General features: G+C 39.7%; 19 protein-coding genes. 15 read left to right on the forward strand and 4 right to left on the reverse strand.

Annotated features, from left to right (window positions below):
• The first annotated feature begins 263 nt into the window (after positions 1–263).
• Positions 264–1226 carry a D-2-hydroxyacid dehydrogenase gene (locus AAHB15_RS05915; protein ID WP_342041981.1) on the forward strand — a complete coding sequence of 321 codons (963 nt, stop codon included), beginning with the start codon at positions 264–266 and terminating at the stop codon, positions 1224–1226.
• A 342-nt stretch (positions 1227–1568) separates the two neighbouring features.
• Here AAHB15_RS05915 and AAHB15_RS05920 read toward each other — a convergent pair whose 3' ends face one another.
• The gene (locus AAHB15_RS05920) at positions 1569–4322 is read right to left on the reverse strand and encodes a dynamin family protein (RefSeq protein WP_342041982.1); all 2754 of its coding nucleotides are present in this window, start codon (positions 4320–4322) and stop codon (positions 1569–1571) included.
• A 373-nt stretch (positions 4323–4695) separates the two neighbouring features.
• Between AAHB15_RS05920 and AAHB15_RS05925 the strand changes: the two genes are divergently transcribed.
• Both AAHB15_RS05925 and AAHB15_RS05930 read left to right on the forward strand, forming a co-directional pair.
• Positions 4696–5205: a hypothetical protein gene (locus AAHB15_RS05925; RefSeq protein ID WP_342041983.1), complete on the forward strand. Its 510-nt coding sequence runs from the start codon at positions 4696–4698 to the stop codon at positions 5203–5205.
• 6 nt (positions 5206–5211) lie between these two features.
• Positions 5212–5481 carry a zinc ribbon domain-containing protein gene (locus AAHB15_RS05930; RefSeq protein WP_335574765.1) on the forward strand — a complete coding sequence of 90 codons (270 nt, stop codon included), beginning with the start codon at positions 5212–5214 and terminating at the stop codon, positions 5479–5481.
• A gap of 281 nt (positions 5482–5762) precedes the next feature.
• Here the strand turns inward: AAHB15_RS05930 and AAHB15_RS05935 are convergent, their stop codons facing one another.
• The 3 genes from AAHB15_RS05935 to AAHB15_RS05945 form a co-directional block, all read right to left on the reverse strand.
• On the reverse strand, positions 5763–6485 hold the full coding sequence (locus AAHB15_RS05935) for an amino acid ABC transporter ATP-binding protein (RefSeq protein ID WP_342041984.1): 723 nt from the start codon (positions 6483–6485) through the stop codon (positions 5763–5765).
• A complete protein-coding gene (locus AAHB15_RS05940; RefSeq protein WP_144563291.1) occupies positions 6482–7138 on the reverse strand; it encodes an amino acid ABC transporter permease in 657 nt (218 codons plus the stop codon). The genes AAHB15_RS05935 and AAHB15_RS05940 overlap by 4 nt, the downstream gene beginning before the upstream one ends.
• Positions 7139–7238: 100 nt before the next feature.
• Positions 7239–8039 carry a basic amino acid ABC transporter substrate-binding protein gene (locus AAHB15_RS05945; RefSeq protein ID WP_342041985.1) on the reverse strand — a complete coding sequence of 267 codons (801 nt, stop codon included), beginning with the start codon at positions 8037–8039 and terminating at the stop codon, positions 7239–7241.
• A 426-nt stretch (positions 8040–8465) separates the two neighbouring features.
• Here AAHB15_RS05945 and AAHB15_RS05950 point away from each other — a divergent pair, with 426 nt between their 5' ends.
• From AAHB15_RS05950 to AAHB15_RS06005, 12 genes are all read left to right on the forward strand, one after another.
• On the forward strand, positions 8466–8822 hold the full coding sequence (locus AAHB15_RS05950; RefSeq protein ID WP_342041986.1) for a hypothetical protein: 357 nt from the start codon (positions 8466–8468) through the stop codon (positions 8820–8822).
• 363 nt (positions 8823–9185) lie between these two features.
• Complete coding sequence (locus tag AAHB15_RS05955) at positions 9186–9323, forward strand: hypothetical protein (RefSeq protein ID WP_176541029.1); 138 nt, start codon at positions 9186–9188, stop codon at positions 9321–9323.
• Between the two features lie 18 nt (positions 9324–9341).
• A complete protein-coding gene (locus AAHB15_RS05960) occupies positions 9342–9503 on the forward strand; it encodes a hypothetical protein (RefSeq protein ID WP_176541030.1) in 162 nt (53 codons plus the stop codon).
• A gap of 144 nt (positions 9504–9647) precedes the next feature.
• Positions 9648–9977 (forward strand): MerR family transcriptional regulator, encoded by a 330-nt coding sequence (locus tag AAHB15_RS05965; RefSeq protein WP_098527351.1) that lies wholly within the window; start codon positions 9648–9650, stop codon positions 9975–9977.
• Positions 9978–10169: 192 nt separating this feature from the next.
• Complete coding sequence (locus AAHB15_RS05970) at positions 10170–11432, forward strand: ammonium transporter (protein ID WP_251565223.1); 1263 nt, start codon at positions 10170–10172, stop codon at positions 11430–11432.
• Between the two features lie 72 nt (positions 11433–11504).
• Positions 11505–12491 carry a DUF294 nucleotidyltransferase-like domain-containing protein gene (locus tag AAHB15_RS05975; protein WP_342041987.1) on the forward strand — a complete coding sequence of 329 codons (987 nt, stop codon included), beginning with the start codon at positions 11505–11507 and terminating at the stop codon, positions 12489–12491.
• Complete coding sequence (locus AAHB15_RS05980) at positions 12478–13212, forward strand: exonuclease domain-containing protein (protein WP_335572984.1); 735 nt, start codon at positions 12478–12480, stop codon at positions 13210–13212. The genes AAHB15_RS05975 and AAHB15_RS05980 overlap by 14 nt, the downstream gene beginning before the upstream one ends.
• Positions 13213–13575: 363 nt before the next feature.
• On the forward strand, positions 13576–15246 hold the full coding sequence (gene ilvD, locus AAHB15_RS05985) for a dihydroxy-acid dehydratase (protein ID WP_342041988.1): 1671 nt from the start codon (positions 13576–13578) through the stop codon (positions 15244–15246).
• 598 nt (positions 15247–15844) lie between these two features.
• Positions 15845–17572 (forward strand): biosynthetic-type acetolactate synthase large subunit, encoded by a 1728-nt coding sequence (gene ilvB / locus AAHB15_RS05990; RefSeq protein WP_342041989.1) that lies wholly within the window; start codon positions 15845–15847, stop codon positions 17570–17572.
• The gene (gene ilvN / locus AAHB15_RS05995; RefSeq protein ID WP_098527357.1) at positions 17569–18090 is read left to right on the forward strand and encodes an acetolactate synthase small subunit; all 522 of its coding nucleotides are present in this window, start codon (positions 17569–17571) and stop codon (positions 18088–18090) included. The genes ilvB and ilvN overlap by 4 nt, the downstream gene beginning before the upstream one ends.
• 26 nt (positions 18091–18116) lie before the next feature.
• Complete coding sequence (gene ilvC, locus AAHB15_RS06000; RefSeq protein ID WP_342041990.1) at positions 18117–19148, forward strand: ketol-acid reductoisomerase; 1032 nt, start codon at positions 18117–18119, stop codon at positions 19146–19148.
• On the forward strand, positions 19135–20679 hold the full coding sequence (locus AAHB15_RS06005; protein ID WP_342041991.1) for a 2-isopropylmalate synthase: 1545 nt from the start codon (positions 19135–19137) through the stop codon (positions 20677–20679). Before ilvC ends, AAHB15_RS06005 begins: the two co-directional genes overlap by 14 nt.
• The last annotated feature ends 88 nt before the right edge of the window (positions 20680–20767 follow it).

A 20767-nucleotide genomic window follows, 5' to 3' on the forward strand; every position in this document is an offset into this window, starting at 1 on the left:
CTATTCTTGTCCTCATGGAGCCTTCATACGGACAAAAAACTGTTGCCACCAGCTATTCCTGTCCTCATGAATTTTTCATGCGGACAAATACCTGTTGATACAAGCTATTCTTGTCCTCATGAACAAAAATTCCGCCGTAACAATTTGGACTGCGGACAAACAAAAGTATCTAAATTTGTACACCACCCAGTTCAAAGAAACTATTAATATTTAATTATATATACGATATGATTAGTCTATATCAACATAAAGGTGGGAGTTAAATGAGCAACCGGAAAATAGTCATTACACAAAACTTAAAACAGGAATACATAGAAAAAATTAAAGACATCGTCCCTGATTGGGATGTAATCGTTAGCAAAGAACCAGCGGTTTGGAAGGAACATGCGCAGGATGCAGAAATCATTGCCGGCTGGAGAAAAGAATTAGCCGATTATTGCCTTGCCCCTGAGTCAAACCTGAAGTGGCTGCAAACCTGGAGTGCCGGCGTCGATTCTTTGCCCCTTGAGAGACTGCAATCAAAAAATATTAGAGTAACAAGTGCCAATGGTGTACATGCTTATCCGATCTCTGAAACAATTTTTGCCCTAATGCTTGGATTAACAAGAAAAATTCATACCTATGTAAAAAATCAACAAACGAAAACATGGGACCATGCTCACTTAAGCCTCGAAATCCATGAAAAAACGATTGGAGTAATTGGCGTTGGTGAAATTGGAAAAGAAACAGCTAAAATTGCTAAAGCATTTGAAATGACGGTACTTGGTGTCAGGCACTCAGGGAAACCATCTGACTATGTTGATGAAATGTATACACCAAATCAATTAGATCAGGTGCTGTCAAAATGTGATTATGTGGTCGTCACCCTGCCGCATACACCAGAAACCCATCACTTATTTGGAGTACAGCAATTTAAGCACATGAAACCGTCTGCCTTCTTTATCAATATTGGCCGTGGTGAAATCGTGGTTGAAGAGGAATTGATTGCCGCTTTACAAGAAGGCACGATTGCTGGTGCAGGTCTGGATGTTTTTGAAGCAGAACCGCTAAGTTCCGAAAGTCCCCTATGGGAAATGGACAACGTCATTATTACCCCCCATACCTCCGGGGCAACCGAGCACTATAATAAACGCGTCATCGAAAACATCCTTATTCCCAATTTAAGGACCTATCTAAATGGACAGATACCAAGCATTAATCTAGTGAATTTTAGAAAAGGATATTAAAAAAAGGGCTCTTTTTAACCAACCTGTTTTCTGTTAGAAAAGCTAATAAATATCCTCAAGATTGTTAAGGACGGCAGAGGCTGATGCCGAGTAATTTACTCTCTAACGAAGATTCAGAGAAAATTGTCAAGTGGTTATCTGAGAAAAAATAACATTCATAACAAAAAACATTCCGGTCTTATCGACCGGAATGTTTTTTGTTATGAATGTTTAGATTTACTGTCGTCAATAAGTTCTATTGGCAACCAGGTCGCTATACCCCCATAACGAACTTTCACCGTCTAGTTTATCGCAATGCACGCCGAACCAAAAAAAGAAGATGCCCCTTGGGCATCTTCCTGATTAATATACAGTTTGTATTCCTTTTCCAGCCACAGTCATCCATTCGAATTGTCGGAGTCTTACACCGAAAAGTGTTAACGGATCACGGAACATTTCTGGATTAGTATTCATTTTGTTAAGCAGGTCCTGGTTTGACTCAATTCCTAACTTAGCTTCTTCAACAGCTGTTTCTAAATTCCTTAACGAACTCTTGAAAAATAAAGTTACATCCCGCGCTAGTGATTTTTCAAACAGCTCAAACGGTTGAAAAAATTGCTTACTAACTTCGTCAATTGTTTCAGCATAGTCCTCATTTTCCACGAATGCTTTGTACTTGTTATAAAGCATTGCTTTGTTTTGCGAAATTGCCCCGAATAATTTCCCGGCACTCTTCAGTAAAAATTGCGACGGCGTTCGGCGGAGGAGGATATTGACGTTTTCAAGCTGGAACCGGCTTGTCATACGATCCGTATCGCGGAGCCAATCATCTAGCACCTTGAAATCACAAACAAGCGCGAGGTGCTCCTCCCCGTACATCTGGTTAAAGCCGTCCCCCATCTCATTTAAAAATTCCTGTGCCTGGTCAAACTCCTCTTTGCTATAGGAAATCCAATCCTGTAAGGAAGAGTAGAATTTAGGCATAACCGTTTGTTCCAAGTATTCTTGTAATCTGCGATTCATTTCGTCGTTCAATTCCAGATGAATATTACTAAAGTTGCTGTCCTCTTTAATAAGCGCAGAGCATTCTTTTAACATAGCGGGAACTGTCTTGGCGATATCTTGTTGAATCGTTTCCCTGATTGTCCGGTAGGATTTCGTAATCGCTCTTGTTTTTTGTACTTCTGTATCTTTTAGCTGATTTACGGCCCCATTTAACTTCGTGTACATTTCTTCATTCCAGCGGATAGATTCTACCAGTTGATCTTCCACATCAATCCGTTTTTGCAATAAGCTTGCAATAATGGTTCGGATGAAATACAACAGCTTAGCTAGTCGTCTATCCTCTAGGTTTCTAGTAGTTTTTATCGACCGAATAAACTCTTTTATATCCTTTAACTGCTGACCTCTCTCATATTGCGATGAAAAGGCAAACACGTTTGCATCCGGCAATATGGAATGAATCAAGGACTCGGTTTCTTGATATATTCTAACCGCTTCCTGCTCACCCACAATCGTATCCATTTTGCTAAGCAGAAAATGAACCGGAATATCAGGTGCTAATTCCTGAATCTGCACCAATATTCCTCTTTCTTTGTCTCTAAACGGAGCGTTACCATCAAGCACAAACAAGACAGCGTCGGCGACTTGCAGGTTTTTCAATACTTCATAGCGGTCATTGTGGTTTCCCTTTAAACCTGGTGTATCTATAAAAGCCAATTTATTTTCCTGCAAAAATCCGTTTGGACTTCTAAATTCAATAATCGATTCTAAAGCATTACGTCGGCGGTCCATCCGCTCCTGAAATTCCGCAAATCCATCTAATCTAGAAATCTCTCGATCCGTTATTTCAGTTATTTCCTCTTCTTTCCCGTCTTTAAACATGACAATAGAAGAAGTTGGGCTGTCCTGAAGGTCATCTCCAAGGACAGTATTAATAAAAGTGGATTTACCACTCCCCGTTAACCCTGTAATAAGCAAGTGCTGTCTATCAAAATCCACTAATTGATCGACAAGCCATTTAAACCGGTTATTCTCACCCATATCATGTGCTGCCGCCCAATCAATAATGGCGTCAAATAATGACAGGCTTTCCTCAAGTTCATCAATGTCCGTCTCTGTTATACTAATCAGCTTTTCCGCCTCGGAAACAATGGATAAACTGATAGTAGTAGGAAACAATTCGTTCCAAGAAAGCACAGCAGCTGATGATAACACGACATTTCTTTCATCCGCTAAGCGAAGCCAATTGGTCAACATGTCTGGGATAAATTCTTGCAGCATTTTTATAAAATATCTGCCTTCAATCAAGTTGAAATAAGAATTTTTATGAAGACTTGACAGCTCATGCCAATTATCTTCTCTTTCTAGGTCAAGTTGTAATAATAGCTGGTTGATTTCTCTGATCCAAGTAAAATAAGATTCTTCGTGTTCGTAGCTTTTCCATAGTGAAGATACGAGTTGTTCAAATTTTTTCTTATCAAGTTGAAACAAGCGAATTAAGGCAGGGGTAAAATAGCTTGGCGCATGGCCCTTTGTGACACCTTTGTCTACATAGGTGTTTAATACGTTAATCCAATTTAAATCCTCCGAGCGCATGGCTTCGGATACAGCCAAATCAACAGCATTATTCCAGTCCTGCTGTCCTTCAAAAAATGCCCTGGCGATTTCGGTAACGTTCGGGTACTCCGGATTAGACGCAATTGTCCTTTTTATTGTTGCAACCGCTGCGTCGTTCTTGCCGCGTTCGATATACAGAGAAAATAGCTGTAATGCGACTTCAGTGTTTAATGTAGCATTATCTGATGAGATAGTAGTGTAAATATCCTCTGCAGTCGACAGCAAACCTAATTCATAATAGGCATCTGCTGTATTTTTCTTTGCCCATGGCTCAAGTTCTTCGGTAATGTTTTCCCATTTGAAAATAGCCGCTTCATAGTCTTTATGGTGAAAATACACTTCCCCTTGGGCAAAGCGTATTGATGATAGGTTTGGGAGATCCTTTGTTGCCTCCTCCTGAAACGCTTCGCCAAGAACGCGGATCGGGTGAATGTCTTCATGCTCATTGATGAACATTTTATAATACGTCTTTTGTTTTAGCTGGTCTTCTAACGTCATTTCTTTCCCTCCAATTGCAAACACTCTATGTCATTCATATGGAAAAGAGTCATATTTATTCCATATACTATTCGACGTATGTATGGATTTTAAGTCCCAATTATATCGATTCTAACAAAGGAATTTTTTAAAATGATGTCAGTTGTATTTCATTTTGAAGACAAACGTGATTGGGTTGGCTCCTCTTCCGCTAACCCGGATTGTACGGATAGGTCTTCTTTAAAAAATTCATCCTGTTTTACTCACTTTTCCAGAATTATCAATAAACAAAGTATAGCACCTTTTTCTTTAGTTAAAAATAGAAATAGACTAGCTTCCTTTTTTTACGATTTTCAACGTATAATGGTAACAAATACTTAAAGGGGATATTTATTTGGAAAAGGGTCAAGCTAATTTTTTAATCGGACAAATTGAACGAGCTAATCCCATAACATTTGAGATTAAAAAGCTAGAAACTGAAGACGGGATGCTGCCAAAGTTTCATCAATGGACAAATGGCAAGCAAATATTGGCCGCATATGAAGTGATTCGACCAGAAATTGACAGCGGCTATTATCTTTTATTTATAGATTGGCATCGTAATGACAACTATTATTTAGTTATTTATGCACATGATAAATCCACTACCTGTGCTGAAATAAGGCAAATACAAGAACTTGAGGAAGGGTCCCATCTGGTTTGGTCCTATAAACCTTTTAAACGAGACGGGAAAAACGACCAAAGAAAGGCATATTTTAAGCAAATGTTTGGGTCGACAACCGTTCATATTAAATTGCCATCCTCTTCAGTTGAAGTGGAGGATTTCATCAGACAACTTTTCAAACTATGCCAAAACCGGATTAAAGCGGATAAAATTACCGAAGTGTTTGATTTTGAGAATTGAAATGGGGTGTTTAATATAGGAGTTTATAAAAACTGTCAAAGCTGTGGGATGCCTTTAGCAAAAGATGATTTAGGCGGCGGAACGGAGAAAAATGGAACCAAAAGTATTAAATATTGCAGCCACTGCTTTATGGATGGCGAGTTTACTCTTCCTAATATAACGGTGGAAGAAATGAAACAACGAGTAAAAGAAAAGATTGTTGAATTTGGAATGCCCAAATTCATTGCTGGGATGTTTACTAGAAATATTCATAAGCTTGAGAGATGGAAGAGATGATGAGTAGCCATCTTTTTATTTTTTTGGAATTGTGATCGTTTCGCTTAAAAATTTTTACTATCTTGCTTAATAATTTTTTATGAACGTTCAACTAAAAGGTAGCACCAGCATAGGCAAAATTATTTTTTATTTTGACCGGTCACCCAAAAATCGGGGATTCTGTGGCACAAATATCCTTTATTTTGACCGTTCCACCCAAAATTGGAGCTTCTCAGGCACATTCCACCAGATACAAGACCAAATAAATAGGGAGCCCTTAATCAGGCCCCCAATAAAGCAAACTATAATACCTTACTCAAAAATGCCTTCGTCCGTTCCTCCTGCGGATTATCAAACAGCTCAGTTGGAACTTTTTCTTCTACTACTAAGCCGCCGTCCATAAAGATTACCCGGTCCCCTACTTCTTTCGCAAAGCCCATTTCATGAGTAACGACCACCATCGTCATACCCTCTTTGGCAAGATCCTTCATTACCTCTAATACCTCGCCAACCATCTCTGGGTCAAGCGCAGAGGTTGGTTCATCAAACAGCATTATCTTCGGTTCCATCGCCAGCGCCCTGGCAATCGCTACCCGCTGCTTTTGTCCGCCAGATAAAGAATCAGGATAGGCATCTGCTTTATCCTCAAGACCGACCTTATGCAGCAGCTCCATCCCTTTAGATCTCGCCTTATCCGCAGGTATATTTCTTACCTTCATCGGTGCAAGCATAATATTATCAATAACCTTCTTATGAGGGAAAAGATTAAATTGTTGAAACACCATTCCAACTTCGGTCCGAATTTTATTGATATCTGTTTTTTTATCGGTAATATCAACGCCCTCAATCAGGACCTGTCCACCCGTAATTGTTTCAAGCATGTTGATGCAGCGAAGAAACGTCGACTTTCCTGAACCGGAAGGACCAATCACAACCACTACCTCTTTTGGGTTAACCGTAACATTAATATCTTTGAGGACCTCATTCGTCCCGAACGACTTCTTTAAATTTTTCACCTGAATCATTCTGTCGCGAACCTCCTTTCAAGTTTTCCTAATAGGAAGTTTAAAGATAAGGTTAACACTAGATAAATCGCCGCTGATGAAAGATATGGCTCCCACGGACGCATATACTCCCCTTGCATAGCTTGTCCCCAGTACATCAACTCAGGGGCAGCAATTAATGCTGCCAATGACGAATCCTTTATCAAAACAATAAATTCATTCCCCAGCGGAGGAATCATTCGTTTAAAGGCTTGAGGTAAGATAACATAACGCATAGCTTGTCCATGTGTCATCCCAAGAGAACGAGCTGCCTCCATTTGCCCCTTATCAATAGATTGAATTCCGGCGCGGAAGATTTCCGCCACATATGCAGCCGAGTTTAAAGAAAGTGCTAGGATGGCTGCTACAATTGCATTTGTGGTACTGAGAAATGCGGGTACAACAGCAAAATGAATTAATAGAATTTGCACCATTAATGGTGTGCCTCGGAAAAAGTTAATGTACCATCTAAACGGCAAAGAATATAGCTTATTTTTCATCATTTTTCCTAATCCAATAAATAAACCAAGTATGGTACCAAATATAATACTAGCGATTGAAAAACCAATCGTTAACAATGTACCCTTTAAAAGTAAAGGTGCATAATCAACGATGATATCCCACCTAAAATCCATTATGATCCCCCCGCTTAGATTGTTCGTTGTCCTGTTTGTTTATTAACCAAAAATTGCGTAACTGCCTATTAGATAGAAGTTACGCAATTTCAATAGAGTATTATTGTTGGTCCTTTAATGTTTGGGTATCTGGTTCAACCCCAAACCACTTTTTATAGATTTTTGCATATGTTCCATTGTCAATTACTGTTTTAACTGCCTTATCAAGTTCAGGCTTCAACTTACTGTCCTTCGGTAATAATAGACCATAAAATTCCTTTGAAAAAGCAGTATCGTCTTCAATGAATTCGAAATTATCTTTTGGATTATTTTTAACATATGTTTCAATAACTGTGTTATCAGCAACAACTGCGTCAGCTCCGCCATTTTTCAATTCAAGAATGGCTAGATTGTTATTTTTAAACTTCTTAATATTAGGGTTATTTTTCCCAAATAATTTTTCAACTACTTCCTGTCCAGTCGTTCCATTTTGAACGGCAACCTTTTTGCCCTCTAAATCCTTCGCACTCTTAATTGAACTTCCCTTTGGCACTAAGATTTCATTTTTTGATAGGAAATATGGAACTGTAAAGTCATAGCTCTGTTGACGTTCTGGAGTGATGGTAATCGCAGATACAGCGAAATCAGCTGTCTTCTTTTCGATCTCTACAAAGATTGGGTCCCAGCCAACATGTTCAATGTTTACATTGAAACCTGCTTCCTTAGCAACAGCGTTAACAAAATCTACATCGAAACCAACGACTTTGCCTTTTTCCTGGTATTCAAATGGTGCATATGCAGCATCGGTTACAACTCTAAGTGTTTTCTTCTCGCTGCTCCCTGTTTTACTTGTTCCACAAGCTGATAGCAGCAGGAGTAATCCAACCACCATGAGGGTTGAAACTAACTTAATTTTTTTCATGTTTGAACCTCCTAATTATTTTTATATAATATTAATTTTACAAAATTAATAATATTAAGACTATAAGTGATTATAACTTGTTTCGTGTTTTTATTCAATATTTTATTTTCTTACTATATTAATACATTAATAAACTAAAATTAACTATTTATTATTGAAGCTTTAACACTTAATACACTAGTATCATACGTTTTGGAATAGTAAAACCAAAATACTTACCTATAATTCCCAAAACATTTCAATAGCAATATACTAATTATTAACGAAGTTAAATCTTCCAAAATTTTGAAAAATATAAGTTTTTTATAGATTTAATTAATTATTCCTATTTTTCTGAATCAAATTTCCTTTATAGGCATTCGCCGTTTCCCACTACATTCGATTACATAATTTATAGGGTACTATCACATAAGGAGAGATGCCTAAATGAATCCCTACGGTTATTATCAAGGCCCACAAACGCCAGTTGAGTATCATACCCATGTTCCAGTTGAACAATACCCTTCCTACGTCCCAACGGAACCAATTCAATCCTATGCTCCAATCGATCAGATAAATCACTATGCTCCCATTGACCAATATGACCCAAATCGGCAGCCGCAGCAGCTTGAACGTCGAGTTAATCAGCTTGAAAGGCAAAATGAGCGTCAAGAAAGAGAAATTAATCAGCTCCAGCGGGATGTAGCCCAGTTGCAAAGAAGGCTCCAACGCGTCAATCAACGTGTTAGAGCAATCGAAAATCGCCTCCGTATTCCATTTACACCTTTTGAAGGAGAATATTAATGTCATGAGAACCGGTCTTTGGCCGGTTCTTTTTCATTAGCTGTGTAAAAGGGTTATTGTTGATTGATGAGCATGTTGTTTGGAGCGGAAGGCACGAAGACTCCTGCGGGAGTACGGGGCTGGGGAGACCCCGCAGGCGCTTATGCGCCGAGGAGGCTCTCCCCGTACCGCCCGCGGAAAGCGAAGTGCCTGGAGCGGAAATCAACAGCCAAATTTAACACAGTCTTTTCATTCGTAAGAATTCCTTTCAATACATTCAGGCACCCCAGAAAATATCCTGTTAACCTTTCTAACATCTTCACTGACAAGAGCAAAAAAATCAGGTAATTTTTAACTATAAACTAATCGAAGGGGAGAATTTACATGAATCAAAGATATGAAATTAAATTAGCGATGCAAATCTTACAATTAGATAAATTACGTGATGAATTATATGAAGAACTCATGAAAACTATGGGCTCTAAAGGACACGAACTTTTACGAAAATTACAAAACGCCTAATATCTAAAGGAGGGAAAGATGTTGACAACCCACTTACGAAGAGGCCTTGAACGATTAAAGCAATTTTATATTAAAAAGTTAGCAGGTTCCGATATGCTTTATTCATCCGCCGAGCTTCAATCACTTACAATCAGTGAACTGGAGATTCTTTATAAGAAGTCAATGCCCTCTAAGAAATAATATCCTTCTACTCCAAAAAGATTAATTTCAATAAAAAAATAAATCATATATATACAAATATCCATTTTCATGTAAGGAAATGTAACGTATAATATTAAAAATATTCTAACTATAGCTAACATTGGGGTGTGGTGAGCGAGTAAAATGGGAAAAGATATGTCTTACAAAGATAAAAAGGTTATTACCATTGGAATTGTCAGAGACTTAACCGGACTTTCCGAAAGGCAAATACGATATTATGAAGAAAGAAAGCTGATATTCCCCGAAAGATCTGCAGGCGGAAGCCGAAAATTTTCCTTTACCGACGTCGAATTATTAATGGATATCGCTAACAAAATTGAGGACGGAATTCAAACACATGAAATTAGAAAGGAAATGCTTCGAGAACAGAAGAAACAAAATCAGGATGATATACGCCGCAAAATGATCCAAGGGCAGCTAAATGCCCAGTTTGGGATCCGAAGAAATTCATAAAAGTAATAAAGCCTCGATTCTTTAACAGAAACGAGGCTTTATTTTTACATAAGATAGGGAGATATCTTCCCATTTATTAAAAACCATGTTAGAAAATCTCCCATAATTATAGATAGCACCTCCAGATTATTGTAAAGTTACAACTACAGAGGTTGTTATAAAAATTAACATTATTAATAAGGGGGAATATAAATGGATACTACATTCTTAATGAACAGTCTTTGGGTTATGTTAGGAGCGGTACTAGTTATTTTAATGATCGGCGGTTTCATCCTCTTAGAAACAGGATCAACCCGGATGAAAAATGCAGGACATATAGCGGGCAAAACCATACTAACATTTAGTATCAGTTCAATTATATTTTGGGCAGTTGGTTTTGGTTTAATTTTCGGTAAAGGTAACTCACTGATTGGTTTCTCGAATTTCTTATATTCAGGCTATGACATGGATAGTTTATCACTTTCCGGCGCAGTTTTCTTCTTATTCCAATTAGCCTTTGCAGGTATTTCACTAACAATCGCATTTGGCGGATTTGCTGAACGGGCTAAACTAAGTGCATATCTTGTATTTGCAGTACTATTTTCCGTCATCGTTTACCCTCCTATCGCTCACTGGATTTGGGGCGGCGGCTGGTTAGCTGAGCATGGCAAACAAGACTTTGCTGGATCGACAGTTGTTCACTTAACCGGTGCAATGGCGGCACTTGCGGCTACCATTCTATTAAAACCACGGATTGGAAAATATAACAAAGACGGTTCCGCTAATAACCTAGCAGGACATAACCAAGTATTCACAGCTTTGAGCGTCTTACTATTATGGGTTGGCTGGTTCGGATTCAATGCAGGTAGTACGTTATCTGTTGACAAAGGGTTCTTCGGATTTGTTGCTATGAATACCAACCTTGCAGCTGCAGCTGGAACCATTGCAGCGATGATCGTTTCTTGGATCGTATTAGGGAAAGCAGATGTTCCAATGATGTTAAACGGTGCTTTAGCGGGTCTTGTAGCGATAACAGCTTCCTGCGCTTTCGTAGAAACATGGGCAGCAGTATTAATTGGTTTTATCGCTGGAATATTAGTGTTTTATAGTATCAGATTCTTTGAGAAGATTAAAATTGACGATCCAATTGCCGCTCTATCTGTTCACGGAACTGCCGGGGTTTGGGGGACCTTATCTAATGGATTCTTCGCGACAAAAGAATTAGCCACTGTTGGTAAGCCCGGTTTATTTTATGGGGGCGGATTACATCAGCTCGGTGTTCAAGCATTAGGGGTTTTCACTTGTGCAGCCTTTGCTTTTATTGTCTCCTTCATTCTTTTAGCTGCGATGAAAAAAGTAATGAATGGATTACGTGTCACTGAAGAAGAAGAAATTATTGGTCTTGATATGAGCGAGCATGGCAGCTACGGATACCCTGAATTGGTAAAAGCAGAACAACAATTTAAAATTCAATAAGAAATGAATAATGAAACGCAGTCAATCCCTTTAATAAGGATTGACTGCTATTTGAATTTTGGGGGTGTACATGTGCAACTTGACCCATATACGGAACTAGTTCAGCTTCGCGACGAAAATATGAAAAACGTATGCCATGATCATTTTAAACTAAATGAATTTCATGATGAATTAATCCACAGTGTGGCGGATATCGCTATTAATCAAGTTTCGAGCCAGCATGGACCTCCTCCTTCACCCTTCACATTCTTCGTCATGGGCAGTGCTGGCAGGATGGAACAATCGGTGTGGAGTGACCAAGACCATGGAATTATTTATCTCGATTCATCGGACGAGGCCAAATCTTACTTTCTAACATTAGGAAAAGAAATCTCCAGAGGACTCTATCAAGCAGGGTACAGATATTGTGACGGCGGCGTAATGGCCAGCAACCCGTTCTGGTGTAAATCACTTAATGAATGGAAGCAGCAATTATCAAAATGGATGCTGGAATCAACCTGGGAATCGATCCGCTATCTGCTCATTTTTCTAGACGGAAGATCTATTTATGGCGATGTCGCCTATGTTGAAATGTTAAAGGAACATATTTATCAAAACATGAACCAACATCACTTACTGATGAAATCTTTAAGCAATACCCTTCATCTCAAAAAAGGAATCAACGTATTGGGCCAGCTTCTCGCAGAAACACACGGGGCCCATGCCGGAAAACTAAATATCAAAGAAATTGGTCTTTTTCCATATGTAAATGCAATCCGTCTTCTCTCCATGAAAGAAAAATTGTACGAAACCTCATCTCTTTTGCGTCTTGAAAAAATACCAGATTCCTATTTTCCTGCGAGTGATAAAGCTTTTTTCAAAAAACAGTTTTTAAAGCTGCTAACCTACCGATTATTATTTTCTGACCATAAGGACTATGACTCAGGTCATTATTTAGCTGTCAGCCGCCTGACAAAAGAACAGATCAGAGAGGTTAAAGAAATCATTAAAAACGGTGCAGTCCTCTTTCATAATATGAAAAGGTTAATAGAAAAGGATGATTCAGATGAGAATGAATGATATGATCCAATTTTTCCGCCAAATATCTGGAAGAGCAAATTCAAATCTATTTGCCAGCTTACCAAATCAATCCTCTCTGCAGCAAATGGCTTTCCTTAGAGAAATTCAAAGAGAAATGAAAGAAAAGAACAGTTTGGACGTTCCGTTAAAAGAATTAAGGGTTGTGGTCTTCGATTTAGAAACGACCGGTTTTTACCCCGAAAAGGGGGACCAAATCATTTCGATTGGTGCGGTCAAAATGACAGGAGGCCAATTAAAGGAACAGGAGACCTTTTATACATTAGTAAAATCGAATCTTCCATTATCAAGTGAAATTTCTGCTTTAACGAATATTTACGAAAAAGATTTAAGTACTGCCCCGATTGCTAAAGATGCGTTAATGCAATTCTTTCAATTTATTAAAAGCGATCTTCTAGTTGCACACCATGCCAGTCACGAGCAGGCGTTTATGAAGAGAATCACCAGCGACGCGTTACGAACAAGATTCGACCATCGGATTGTCGATACTTCTTTTCTCATCCGCCTATCAAACCCCTATATGAAATCAGCCCCGCTTGAAGAAGTTTGCGAGGAATGTGGCATTGAGGTAGAAAATCGCCACCATGCCCTTAGTGATGCCATCATGACAGCAAAAGTTTGGAGACATTATTTACAGTTAGCAGAAGAAAAAGGCTTCCGATATTTACGACAAGTATATGAATATTTAGCAAAAATTGGTTGATAAACTACTATATTAATCTAACATTTTTACCTATTAGCATAGTAGTTTTCAACTGGACTTTTATTCTCCTCCCCCCTACTTACTACTGAAATTTCTTCGAATTTCCTCTCCTCAGTTTCAAAGAATAAAAAATTTTTTAAAAATTTTTTATTTATAAATTCCTTATCAGACCAATGATGAAAACGCTACCAGATTAATTGATTTGTTTGAATTGTCAGATTTTTATATTGACCATGTTCTCGATTGGTTGTATGATTATCGAAAATAAATCATCAATCATTAACAAGATGAAATGTAACAAACGACGGAGTGGCTTGTTACCCAAGATACAGACCATACCATTGTCAGTTAGGAGCTAAGAAAATGCGAAGCGATATGATTAAAAAGGGAATTGATCGTGCTCCCCACCGCAGTCTATTATATGCAACCGGGGTAAAAACGAGTGACCTTGAAAAGCCATTTATCGGGGTGTGTAACTCGTATATTGACATTATCCCAGGACATAAACACCTTAATCATTTCGGTGAAATAGTGAAAGAAGCGATCCGTGAAGCTGGAGGTATTCCTTTTGAATTTAATACAATCGGCGTCGATGACGGAATTGCAATGGGACATATTGGCATGCGCTACTCCCTTCCAAGCCGTGAAATTATCGCGGACAGTGCTGAAACTGTAATCAACGCACACTGGTTTGACGGTGTTTTTTACATTCCAAACTGTGACAAAATCACACCAGGGATGTTAATGGCTGCCGCAAGAACGAACGTACCATCTGTTTTTGTATCAGGTGGTCCAATGGAGGCTGGTGTTTCACCATCAACAGGAAAAAATCTTTCCCTTACTTCAGTTTTTGAAGGTGTTGGTGCCTACCACAACGGCACAATTAGCCAGCAGCAGTTACTTGAGATTGAAACAAATGCCTGCCCTACTTGCGGCTCATGTTCCGGAATGTTCACAGCAAACTCAATGAACTGTTTAATGGAAGTTTTAGGAATGACCGTTCCTGGTAACGGGACGATGGTTGCTACTTCAGAAGAAAGACACCAACTAATTAAGCAAGCCGCTAGACATCTTATTGAATTAATTAAAAATGATATTAAACCACGTGACATCATTACAAGAGAAGCCATTGATAATGCCTTTGCACTAGATATGGCAATGGGCGGCTCCACTAATACAGTGTTACACACATTAGCCATCGCTCATGAAGCAGGGATTGATTACGATCTTCGCGAAATTAACAAAATCGCTGAAAGAGTCCCTTATCTTGCAAAGATTATGCCAGCATCTGATTATTCTATGGACGATGTTCATCGTGCCGGCGGTGTAAGTGCAATCATCAATGAGCTTTATAAAGTAGAAGGCGCATTACATGATAATTGCCTAACCATTACAGGAAAAACTCTTCATGAAAATGTGAAGGAAGCAACAATCACAAATGAGGCGGTCATTCGGACTAAAGACAATCCATATAGCCCAGTTGGTGGACTATCCATCCTATATGGAAACATTGCTCCTGATGGTGCCGTCATCAAGGTTGGTGCAGTTGATCCTTCTATTAAGACCTTCTTAGGAGAAGCCATCGTGTTTGATTCTCAAGAAGAAGCACAAGAAAACATTAATAACGGCACTGTGAAAGCTGGCCACGTAGTGGTAATACGCTATGAAGGGCCTAAAGGCGGACCAGGAATGCCGGAAATGCTTGCTCCTACATCCGCTATTATGGGACGTGGACTAGGTAAAGAAGTTGCCCTTATCACGGACGGCCGATTCTCGGGTGCAAGCCGTGGAATTTCGATTGGTCATATCTCTCCGGAAGCTGCAGAAGGCGGACCAATTGCCCTCGTTGAAAATGGTGACAAGATTTTAATTGATTTAGAAACACGTTCAATTGAACTTGTTGTTGATGATGAAGTGTTAGCTGAAAGACGCAAGGCATGGGTTAAACCAGAACCAAAAATTAAAACTGGTTATCTAGCAAAATATGCGAAGCTTGTTACTTCTGCTAATACTGGCGGCATAATGAAGATATAAAATAACGGCATGATTGCCAAAGCTAAAGCACGGGAATCGTTAGTACCCCTCCCCTTCCCTAAGGAAGATAAGGTACTAAAAGTGATAATGATGATAATCTGACAAAATAATAATTAAATCGATGACGGGAATAAAGGAATAAGATCTTGTATTTTCAGAGAGCTGGGGTTGCTGGAAGCCCAGTAATACAACTTATTCTGACATCATCCCTGAGTGTTGGGCTGAAATATTTTATAAAGTAGGCTCAATCAGGTGTTATTTTTAAAGCACCTGTTACCAAAAGAAGCGTTCTAATTAGTTGTCGCTTCCTAAGGCAGTATTCGTAAGGATACTGTAAAAAACGGGTGGTACCGAGAAAATGAAAGGCCTTTTCTCCCCGATTATTCTGCTTATGTTTTCGTTTTTGCAGTTAATTCGTGGAGAATGGGCCTTTTTGACTGTGTATAAAGATTTATTGTAAAATTCCAACATTTTATTAATAAAATTATCTGTTTATTTACAAATTTCTATATTATAATACAAAAAACGACATTTACTTAAAAATTCATTATTTTTCGATATCTACATTCAATTTATACCTTTAAGGAGGGATTATGACGTGAAAGTAGAAGCAAAAAAGCTTGAGGTCCAAACAACTACAGAACCGAGAACCGGTGCAGACCTTCTCATCGACTTACTGAAAAAAGAAGGTGTAGAAACACTGTTTGGATATCCTGGTGGTGCCGTTCTTCCAATTTACGACGCCATATACCGTGCCAAAGGAACAATCGAGCATATTCTCTTCCGACATGAACAAGGAATGATTCATGCAGCCGAAGGTTATGCCCGCGTTACAGGCAAACCTGGAGTGGTCATTGCTACCTCAGGGCCTGGAGCAACCAACCTTGTTACAGGCATAACGGATGCAATGATGGATTCCCTGCCGCTTGTCGTTTTCACTGGGCAGGTTGCACGAAACATCATCGGAACAGACGCCTTCCAAGAAGCAGATATTATGGCGATCACGACACCAATTACCAAACATAACTTTCAGGTCCAATCCGTTGAGGACTTACCGCGCATCGTCAAAGAAGCTTTTCATATTGCTTCTACAGGGCGGCCAGGACCAGTCGTAGTGGATGTCCCGAAAGATATCTCAGCTGGATTTTTAACCCAGGAATTTGAGGAAGCAAGCATTAATTTACCTGGATATCAGCCAACAACAAAGCCAAATCCATTACAAATTAAAAAGCTTGCCGAATCGATTTCAAAAGCTATCAAGCCATTAATTCTTTCGGGCGCCGGTGTCCTTCATGGAAAAGCATCCGCTGAATTAACTGCTTTTGCGGAAAAACACCAAATCCCAGTAGTCACTACTTTACTTGGACTTGGTACATTTCCTGCAGATAATCCCCTTTCGTTAGGAATGGGTGGAATGCATGGAACCTATGCAGCAAACATGGCGATTTACGAATGTGACCTGCTAATCAACTTTGGTGCCCGATTCGATGACAGACTAACAGGGAATCTTAAACACTTCGCCCCATTTGCGAAGGTTGCCCATATCGATATCGATCCTGCTGAAATTGGTAAAAATGTTCCAACACATCTTCCAATCGTTTCTGATACGAAAGAGGCACTTAGCGAACTGCTTAATCATGAAATTGAATCACCTAAAGCTGCTGAATGGCTGGAAAAACTGAGCCAGAACAAACAGGAGTATCCGCTTTGGTATAAACATGATCCAAACGGAATGTGTCCGCAATGGGTAATCGAAGCAGTCCATAAAGTTACTAATGGTGACGCCATCGTTGCTACTGATGTCGGTCAGCACCAAATGTGGGCAGCACAATATTACACCTTTAAGCAGCCACATCGCTGGATTACCTCTGGCGGACTAGGAACAATGGGCTTTGGTTTCCCTGCCGCAATTGGCGCACAAATCGCCGAACCAGATAGTACCGTTGTAGCAATTGTTGGCGATGGCGGCTTCCAAATGACACTTCAGGAATTGTCGATTATATATGAAAGAAACCTTCCTGTAAAAATTATTATTGTCAACAACGGCGCCCTAGGAATGGTTCGCCAATGGCAGGAACTTTTACATGGAAATCGTATTTCAGAATCGATTCTTCATACACAGCCTGATTTTGTCAAACTTGCTGACAGCTATTCAATTAAGGGTTATCGGGTTAACAATCAGGAAGAACTGATCACGGTTTTACCGGAAGTATTTGCCCATAATGGTCCGGTATTAGTTGATTGCCGTGTCCTTCAGCAAGAAAAAGTATTCCCGATGATTGCCCCTGGTAAAGGAATTCATGAAATGTTGGGGGTGAAACCATGAAACGGATCATAACAGCAACTGTTCAAGACCGAAGCGGTGTCCTTAACCGTGTAACCGGACTCCTGCAAAGACGCCAGTTCAATATTGAAAGTATTTCGGTTGGCCCTTCCGAAACCGAGGGAATTTCAAAAATGACATTGGTAGTTGAAGTTGAAGACGAACAGCGTCTTGAACAGGTAACAAAACAATTAAACAAGCAAATTGATGTTTTAAAGGTATCCGATATTACTGATAAAGCGATTGTCGCAAGAGAACTTGCCCTAATAAAAGTAGCATCCAACAGCCAATTGCGCAGTGAAATCAACGGGATTATTGATCCGTTCCGTGCCTTAATTATTGATGTAAGCAAAGACAGTCTCGCCGTCCAAATTACAGGACGTCCTGATAAAATTGATGCCTTGATTGAAATGCTTCGCCCCTACGGCATTAAGGAAATTGCAAGAACCGGTCTGACTGCCCTCCAGCGTGGGCACCAGCCACAAGTAAACGACCTAGCAACATATTCACTATTAAAATAACAATATATCTGAGAGGATGATTCATAATGGTAAAGGTACTTTATAACGGAGATATTCAAGAGGAAGTTTTACAAGGAAAGAAAATCGCAGTAATCGGATACGGCTCTCAAGGTCATGCTCATGCACTTAACTTAAAAGAAAGCGGCTTTGATGTAGTAATTGGTTTACGCGAAGGAAAATCATGGGATAAAGCAGTTGAAGATGGTTTAGACGTTCGCCCTGTTGCAGAAGCTACTGCAGCTGCAGATGTAGTAATGGTTCTTCTTCCAGATGAAATGCAGCCTAAAGTATATGAAGAAAGCATCAAAGCGAATCTTCAAGCAGGAAACGCATTAGTTTTTGCACATGGTTTCAACATTCACTTCAGCCAAATCGTTGCTCCTGCTGATGTTGACGTATTCTTAGTAGCTCCAAAAGGCCCAGGACATTTAGTTCGCCGAACTTATACAGAAGGTGCTGGAGTTCCTGCTCTATATGCTGTTTACCAAGATTACACTGGTCAAGCACGTGATGTTGCTCTTGCTTATGCAAAAGGAATCGGCTCTGCTCGTGCTGGAGTATTAGAAACTACTTTCCAAGAAGAAACAGAAACAGATTTATTCGGAGAACAAGCGGTTCTTTGCGGCGGTGCTACTGCCCTAATCAAAGCTGGCTTCGAAACTCTAGTAGAAGCAGGTTACCAGCCTGAAGTTGCTTATTTCGAGTGTTTACATGAATTGAAATTAATCGTTGACCTTTTATATGAAGGTGGATTAGAAAACATGCGTTATTCTATCTCTGACACTGCTCAATGGGGAGATTTCGTATCTGGACCACGTGTAGTAAACGAAGATACAAAAGCACGCATGAAAGAAGTATTAAAAGATATCCAAACTGGTAAATTTGCTCAAGGCTGGATCTTAGAGAATCAAACAAACCGCCCACAATTCAACGCAATTAACCGTGCTGAAAACAATCACCAAATCGAGGTTGTCGGCCGCGAGCTTCGTGCATTAATGCCATTTATTAAAAAGCCAGTAAATGCGAAGAAAGAAGTGGTGGTAAATGGTTCACGTTAACATCTTTGATACAACCTTACGTGATGGAGAACAGTCTCCTGGTGTGAATTTAAACCAGCTTGAGAAATTAGAAATCGCCAGACAGCTTGAACGGTTTGGGGTTGACATTATGGAGGCCGGCTTTCCGGCTTCCTCTCAAGGTGATTTTGAAGCAGTAAGAGCCATTGCCCAGACAATCAAGAACTCTTCGGTTACAGGCCTGGCACGTGCAACAAAATCAGACATTGACATTGCGTGGGATGCGTTAAAAGGTGCAGCCGAACCTAGATTGCATGTTTTTCTTGCTACCTCCCCTATCCATATGCAATATAAGCTGATGAAAACTCCAGAGGAGGTTATTAACACAGCAGTAGACATGGTTAGATATGCGAAACAAAGATTTCCGCATATTGAATGGTCTGCAGAAGATGCTTCCCGCTCTGATCTGGATTTTCTAGTTCGAATTATTACAAAAGTCATTGATGCCGGAGCAACTGTCATTAATCTTCCGGATACAGTAGGTTATACAACTCCTGAAGAATATGGACGGATGTTCCGTTACATCAGAGAAAATGTACCTAATATTCATAAAGCTGCCCTTTCCTGTCATTGTCACGATGATTTAGGAATGGCCGTTGCCAATACATTAGCTGCAATTGAAAATGGTGTAACTCAAGTTGAAGGTACCATTAACGGGATTGGGGAACGTGCCGGCAATGCCTCTTTAGAAGAAGTTGCCGTTGCCCTTAATATCCGTAAAGATAAGTATCCATATACTACAAATCTAGTTTTAAAAGAAATTAAACGCACAAGTGATTTGGTCAGCCGTTTAACAGGGATGATTGTTCCGCCTAATAAAGCAGTTGTAGGAAGAAATGCCTTCGCTCATGAATCAGGAATACATCAGGACGGCGTTTTAAAAAATGCGTTAACCTATGAGATTATCACTCCTGAATTAGTCGGGGTTACTTCCAATGACTTAGTTCTTGGAAAACATTCTGGCCGCCATGCCTTCAAGGACAAAATCGAGCAATTAGGTTACTCCTTATCACCTGAAAAACTTGCTGAAGCATTTACTTCTTTTAAACAATTAACCGATCGTAAAAAGGAAGTTACAGATGAGGATTTATTTACCATCTTAACTGATATTCAGACAGCGACTATCGATGTAAAAAAATATGAATTGGTTGCTTTCCAAGTGCACTATGGTTCAGCAAATCTCCCTACTGCGACTGTTGCCCTTACAACTCCAGAGGGTAATCGAGTTGAAACAGCGCGTACCGGATCAGGAAGTGTTGAAGCATTGATGAACACCCTTGAAGCACTAATTGAAGAAGAAATCCATTTGACTGATTTCAGACTAAGTTCTGTTGGCCAAGGACGCGACGCTCTTGCTGAGGTCCATGTAAAGATGACGGTGAACGGAACCTCTTACTCGGGCCGCGGCTCTGCCCAAGACGTTTTGGAAGCATCAGCAAGGTCCTTCTTAAATGCAGTCAATCGTGCTTGTTTTAACCAAACAGCATTAGTTCAAGAACCAGCAGCACTATAAGAAAAGTGCAAGCGCCCTGGTCAGTGGCGTATGGCCTGGAGTGCTCCAACTGAGATAAAGGAAACACGAAGAGCGACAGCGATTCGAT

This window comes from Bacillus sp. OTU2372 (assembly GCF_038440275.1).
Classification (GTDB): Bacteria; Bacillota; Bacilli; order Bacillales; family Cytobacillaceae; genus Neobacillus; species Neobacillus bataviensis_B.

What these genes read in the sequence shown, in the direction of transcription:
- AAHB15_RS05940 (WP_144563291.1), bottom strand. Translation starts at nt 7,138, where the DNA reads ATGGATTTTAGGTGGGATATCATCGTTGATTATGCACCTTTACTTTTA.
- AAHB15_RS05935 (WP_342041984.1), bottom strand. Translation starts at nt 6,485, where the DNA reads ATGATTCAGGTGAAAAATTTAAAGAAGTCGTTCGGGACGAATGAGGTC.
- AAHB15_RS05945 (WP_342041985.1), bottom strand. Translation starts at nt 8,039, where the DNA reads ATGAAAAAAATTAAGTTAGTTTCAACCCTCATGGTGGTTGGATTACTC.
- AAHB15_RS06005 (WP_342041991.1), top strand. Translation starts at nt 19,135, where the DNA reads ATGGTTCACGTTAACATCTTTGATACAACCTTACGTGATGGAGAACAG.
- AAHB15_RS05915 (WP_342041981.1), top strand. Translation starts at nt 264, where the DNA reads ATGAGCAACCGGAAAATAGTCATTACACAAAACTTAAAACAGGAATAC.
- ilvC (WP_342041990.1), top strand. Translation starts at nt 18,117, where the DNA reads ATGGTAAAGGTACTTTATAACGGAGATATTCAAGAGGAAGTTTTACAA.
- AAHB15_RS05920 (WP_342041982.1), bottom strand. Translation starts at nt 4,322, where the DNA reads ATGACGTTAGAAGACCAGCTAAAACAAAAGACGTATTATAAAATGTTC.
- AAHB15_RS05970 (WP_251565223.1), top strand. Translation starts at nt 10,170, where the DNA reads ATGGATACTACATTCTTAATGAACAGTCTTTGGGTTATGTTAGGAGCG.
- AAHB15_RS05980 (WP_335572984.1), top strand. Translation starts at nt 12,478, where the DNA reads ATGAGAATGAATGATATGATCCAATTTTTCCGCCAAATATCTGGAAGA.
- ilvN (WP_098527357.1), top strand. Translation starts at nt 17,569, where the DNA reads ATGAAACGGATCATAACAGCAACTGTTCAAGACCGAAGCGGTGTCCTT.
- AAHB15_RS05950 (WP_342041986.1), top strand. Translation starts at nt 8,466, where the DNA reads ATGAATCCCTACGGTTATTATCAAGGCCCACAAACGCCAGTTGAGTAT.
- AAHB15_RS05960 (WP_176541030.1), top strand. Translation starts at nt 9,342, where the DNA reads ATGTTGACAACCCACTTACGAAGAGGCCTTGAACGATTAAAGCAATTT.
- AAHB15_RS05955 (WP_176541029.1), top strand. Translation starts at nt 9,186, where the DNA reads ATGAATCAAAGATATGAAATTAAATTAGCGATGCAAATCTTACAATTA.
- AAHB15_RS05965 (WP_098527351.1), top strand. Translation starts at nt 9,648, where the DNA reads ATGGGAAAAGATATGTCTTACAAAGATAAAAAGGTTATTACCATTGGA.
- ilvD (WP_342041988.1), top strand. Translation starts at nt 13,576, where the DNA reads ATGCGAAGCGATATGATTAAAAAGGGAATTGATCGTGCTCCCCACCGC.